Below are 1,150 nucleotides of genomic sequence, written 5' to 3' on the forward strand. Positions count from 1 at the left end.
AGATCGACTGAAACACACTTTGGATTTCGAGATTGCCGCTGAGCGGACAACTCACCTTGGTCGCATAGTTCGCATCATCTTTCCCCACCGTGGTACTGGCACCATTGACTTTGAGCTGTTTATCCATCGCAAAAAGAGCAGGGCGATCCATCGCTGCAGTGGCTTTATCTGCGAGTTCGAAATACCACTTCTTAGTCATTTGCCGATATTCGGTCAGCAAATCAGGAAAGCTGTTCAACTGCTGATTGATATAATGATAAAATGCCTGTTGTTCACTCATGAGAGCATCCCTAACCGTTGTGCACCCGATAAAAATAAACGGATACGCCTATCCCTCATATTGGGTTTTCAAGCAGACGCTATTTTATTGGATCAGAAAGAGAACTGTTGGCTGATAGGCAATTGACGGGAGGAAAATCTCATAAAAATAATAGGATTTCATATTTTCTCATTCATACAGGAATGAGTAATTCCCTATCACATCAGAATCATCAGTTCGGAAATAGCCTGAAGACCGAGAAATAATTCAAGTCGTAGCTTGAAAGAAAACAAACTGTTAACTGACACCCAAAATCTCATACTTTTTTCATACTTTTATTTTCCCAAAAACAGATAACCTACCCTCTGCACTGGCAAAATCCGGTGCCGGGCGTAGGAACCCGCATTTCCCCACAAGGCATAATAAATGTCAGTTTATACTGGTATTTTTCTATGTTACGCTTTAGCTCGCCTAATTATGGTGGGCTGGGCAAGGCAGCTTCGGCTGGCTGCTAACCTTGTGGAGCGGTATTCCTACACCTTGTTCCAGTTCACCACCCGAAACGTAGGAATTTCGTGTGGTGTTCATATCTCAACAACCACAAGGAGTTCCACTATGTACGAAACCATTCCTTATAATCCCGAGTTTGCCCAAAAAGCCCGCGAATATTTGCGTCAGTTAGAAGAAATATTCGAAGCCGAACAGCGGCACAACAGTCAAGAGCTACGCAACGTACTGCTGTATCTGAATAATCTGATTACCACCCATTATGTGCGCTACCATCAAGAAATTGACGGGGAGGATTTGGTGTAATTAATTGGTTTGTCTGGATTTCGAGCCGCGGTTGCGGCTCGTTTTACAATAGAAGGTGTAACTCGTCGGCTACGTTCC

The 1,150-nt window shown here is 43.7% G+C and carries 2 protein-coding genes; one reads left to right on the forward strand and one right to left on the reverse strand.

Features of this window, described 5'->3' with window-relative positions:
* On the reverse strand, window positions 1–280 hold a 280-nt coding region (locus VRK_RS21235), incomplete at its 3' end, for a hypothetical protein (RefSeq protein WP_197413072.1).
* A gap of 594 nt (window positions 281–874) precedes the next feature.
* Here VRK_RS21235 and VRK_RS07690 point away from each other — a divergent pair.
* The gene (locus VRK_RS07690; RefSeq protein WP_038179236.1) at window positions 875–1,072 is read left to right on the forward strand and encodes a hypothetical protein; all 198 of its coding nucleotides are present in this window, start codon (window positions 875–877) and stop codon (window positions 1,070–1,072) included.
* Window positions 1,073–1,150: the final 78 nt, after the last annotated feature.

Origin of the sequence: Vibrio sp. MEBiC08052 (genome assembly GCF_001506075.1) — a bacterium.
Lineage (GTDB): Bacteria > Pseudomonadota > Gammaproteobacteria > Enterobacterales > Vibrionaceae > Vibrio.

Excerpts from the sequence above, each read along its gene's own strand:
- VRK_RS07690 (WP_038179236.1), top strand. The coding sequence starts at position 875 with ATGTACGAAACCATTCCTTATAATCCCGAGTTTGCCCAAAAAGCCCGC.